The organism is Pseudoalteromonas sp. ESRF-bin5 (assembly GCF_002632075.1).
Lineage (GTDB): Bacteria > Pseudomonadota > Gammaproteobacteria > Enterobacterales > Alteromonadaceae > Pseudoalteromonas > Pseudoalteromonas marina.
Map to the genome: position 1 here is coordinate 1 of NZ_NTLW01000306.1, position 3,853 is coordinate 3,853.

General features: G+C 40.8%; 3 protein-coding genes. 1 reads left to right on the top strand and 2 read right to left on the bottom strand.

The features are described from left to right. Nucleotides 1-985: 985 nt before the first annotated feature. Together hemH and nosR are read right to left on the bottom strand one after the other, a co-directional pair. A complete protein-coding gene (hemH, locus tag BCG07_RS18705) occupies nucleotides 986-2,005 on the bottom strand; it encodes a ferrochelatase (protein ID WP_286891494.1) in 1,020 nt (339 codons plus the stop codon). A gap of 74 nt (nucleotides 2,006-2,079) precedes the next feature. Beyond that, a complete protein-coding gene (nosR, locus tag BCG07_RS18710; RefSeq protein ID WP_286891496.1) occupies nucleotides 2,080-3,414 on the bottom strand; it encodes a response regulator c-di-GMP phosphodiesterase, NosR family in 1,335 nt (444 codons plus the stop codon). 118 nt (nucleotides 3,415-3,532) lie between these two features. On the opposite strand from nosR, the gene BCG07_RS18715 reads away from it, so the two are divergent. Then, a partial coding sequence (locus BCG07_RS18715) for a response regulator (protein WP_286891498.1) occupies nucleotides 3,533-3,853 on the top strand: 321 nt, incomplete at its 3' end.

Below are 3,853 nucleotides of genomic sequence, written 5' to 3' on the forward strand. Positions count from 1 at the left end.
TGGTGAGTTAATTACTTTATACCCCGTAAAAGCGTTGCTTTTAAACGCCAGCAAGCTGCGCGTCTACCAGTAAATTTAGAAATAATGGACTTTCAAAACTGTAATGCACAAAGAGGAGTGAATGAGGAGTAAATGAGCAGCTAAAGTGACAAGCGGTGTTTTAGTTTATTTTTGTAGACGTAGAGCTTGCTCACGTTAGAAGCGGCAGCTTCTTGTTATTTAAAAATAAATATAACCACAGAGCACACCGAGGCGCTTTGCGCTACACAGAGTTAAAAAATATTGGTTTGGTCACTTCTCCTGGCCTTCACTTCTCGGTGGTGAGTTAATTACTTTATACCCCGTAAAAGCGTTGCTTTTAAACGCCAGCAAGCTGCGCGTCTACCAGTAAATTTAGAAATAATGGACTTTCAAAACTGTAATGCACAAAGAGGAGTGAATGAGGAGTAAATGAGAAGAGCAAAGCTACTTGATTTAAGTTATTGGTTTTAATAACGAGTCACTTAATTACTACTCTAAAAGCGCAGCGTCTCTTACCCTCTTTGTGATCAATTGGCTTTTAAAACTGTAATGCACAAAGAGAATATAATGAGAAGTAAATGAGCCGAGCAATACCAATGTTTAGTTTATTTTTGTAGACGTAGAGCTTGCTCACGTTTGAAGCGGCAGCTTCTTGTTATTTAAAAATAAATATAACCACAGATCACACCGAGGCGCTTTGCGCTACACAGAGTTAAAAAAATATTGGTTTGGTCACTTCTCCTGATCTTCTCCTTCACTTCTCGGTGGTGAGTTAATTACTTTATACCCCGTAAAAGCGTTGCTTTTAAACGCCAGCAAGCTGCGCGTCTACAGGTAAATTCAGTCATGGCATTGTAAATGATGGGCTTTTCACTAACTCTAAAAGCGCAGCGTCTCTTAACCTCTTTGTGAATAATGGGCATAAAAAAGGCGTTAATATTAACGCCTTTTTATATTGAGTTGATTACAACATTGGTTTTAACACATCAAATATGGCTTCAATGTGGTCGTCTCTGTCGTTTAAAGCTGGGATGTAGCGGTATTTTTCGCCGCCAGCTTCTTCAAATATTTCGCGGTTTTCGCCTTCTAACTCTTCTAGTGTTTCAAGGCAGTCGGCGCTAAAAGCGGGGCTTATAATTGCCACATCTTTAATTCCTTCGGCTGGCAGGCTTTCTAGCGTTGCATCTGTGTAGGGCTTTAACCACTCTGCTTTACCAAATCGGCTTTGGAAAGTGCTAATGACATTGTCTTTATCAAGGCCAAGCTTTTCAACAACAAGTCGCGTTGTTTGTAAGCACAGGCAATGGTACGGGTCGCCGTTGTCTAAAAATAATTTTGGCATACCGTGGTACGAAAAAACAATTTTTTGCGGCATCCCATTGGCTGCTAGATCTTCGCTTATGCTATTAGCTAACGATTCAATATAAGTGGTGTTTTTGTGGTAACCGTTTATAAAGTGAAGCTCAGGCACCCAGCGCCATTTGCGTAGCACGCTTGATACAGCGTCAAATGTAGACCCTGTTGTAGGGCTTGAATACTGCGGATACATTGGCATGATAATTATGCGCGTGAGGCCTTTGTCTCTTAGTTCTTCAAGGCCAGCTTCTATTGAAGGATTACCGTAGCGCATGGCCATAACAACTTCGGTGTTTGTGTAGCCTTTTTGCTTTAACAATGTGTTGAGCTTTTCGCTTTGCTGGCGCGTAATGTGCGTGAGGGGCGACCCGTTTTCTGTCCAAATGCTTTTGTATAGCTTTGCTGAACGTTTTGGACGTACTCTTAAAATAATGCCATGTAATATGATCATCCAAACAAGGCGTGGTATTTCTACTATGCGTGGGTCAGATAAAAACTCGCGTAAGTAGGTACGCAGTGCCGCGGCTGTTGGGGCGTCTGGGCTCCCTAAGTTAGTAAGCAGTATTCCCGTTTTTTGATTAAAACGCCCGTCGTGGGGATTGTCGGTTACGGCAGAAAATCGCGACACGTTGTGCTCCTTCAAGCAAAGTTATATGTATATTTTAGGCTTATTGTAACGAAAAAAAGCCTGCTTTAGATCAATCATTTAGCGCTTTTAATCATAATTCTAAAGGGGGTTGGTTTTTTTGCTTCAAGTTGTTGTAACTTTTCAATTGATTTACGGCTAAACACATGGCCTTTGGGCAGTAATATAATGCCAGTGTGGCTTTGTATCGAGTTCCCCAATACCATATTTTCTTTAAGCTCTTGAGCATTACAAATAGTGACCGAACCCGCTGTGCTTTTCTTCTCTTTCATTTTGTTGTGGCTGGCTTCAAGTGCTCGCACAATTTTTGGATGATAAAACGTACCGCTGTAAAGTTTTATAGTGTCGAGTGCGTGCTGGTGATGTTCGGCCTCGTTGTCGCCCACACTTTGTTCATAGGCTTCCCAATAATCACGTGCAACGCTTAAAACCATGGCGCCAATGGGTATTTTGTTACCCGAAAGCCCTTTAGGTAACCCGTTGCCGTTATAGCGCTCATATTGATAGTAAATAGCATCAGATACATCTTGTAAATGCAGTGCAGGCATAAGCATTAGCTGCGCGGTGCTTGGATGTGTGTAAAAGGTTTTGCGTTGTACTTCGGTTAGTTTATTCACTGGTTTTTTATAAAGATCGGGGTCCATGGCTAGCAATCCTATTTGTGCTAGGTAACCCGCAGTTGGCGCAAGTTCGATACTTTTTTGCGATGCATTTAGATACAAGGCTATATGCGTACAGGTATTGGCAATGTTTTGTGCTCTGTTGCCATCGAGATAAGGGTTTGCATTGATAAAATTGTAGAGCAGCTCTACGGTAGATTTATGCTCGTTTTTTTCTCGTTCATTTGCTTTTTCAAGCTGCCTGAGCACTTGTTTTATTTGCTTTGTACGCTTTTCTACTCTGAGTTCTAACGACTGATTCAGTTCGGTTAATTGCGCATTTTGTTTTTTGACATGCGCTTGAAGTAGTTCGTTGTGCTTTTTTAAGCGAAACTTTTCAACTGCTGATTTTATAACACCGATTAAGTGATCGTTTTGCCAAGGCTTTTGAATGTAGGCGTTAATACCCCCATCGTTTACTGCACTAACCGTTGACTCTAGATCAGAATAGCCCGTTAGCAAAATACGTTGAGTGTCAGGAGCTAGCTTTTTTGCTTTTGCTAAAAACTCTGCGCCGCTCATTTTGGGCATACGCATGTCACTTATGACCACATCAAACTGTGTGGCTGTCATTTTTTGAAGTGCGTCGTGTCCGTCGGTCGATACAACCACATTAAATTTGTTCATTCGTAACAGCCGTACAAGTGACTTTAAAACACTTGCTTCGTCGTCTAGGCATAAAATGTGGGCAGGTCTGTTGTTAAATTCTTCTAGTTCAGAGGTTTTTTGCATAAAAGTAAAGCCAGCCAAATCTGATATACGGTTAAATTTAGTCTAACCTCGGCTTATAAACAACTGAATTGGCGGATTTTATTAATCGCAACAAACTTTATTAAAGCGTCAATTTAAAATGCATAAAAAAACAATTAAAACCCAGCATAAAAAGCGAATTTTAGGCTATTTTTTTGCAAAAATTACTAATTACTTCTACTCTAAAACAGAAGGTTACGTACTAATATTGTATAGCGAGGACTGTATGCCAATACCGGTTACAATAGCTGATGACTCAGCACTTTCAAGAAAAACAATTAAACGCGCACTTCCTGAAGATTGGGATATTACAATTCACGAAGCCAAAAATGGGGTTGAAGCGCTAGATGCTGTGCATGCCGGGTTAGCAGAGGTACTGTTTTTAGACTTGCAAATGCCACAAATGGATGGCTTTGAAGTG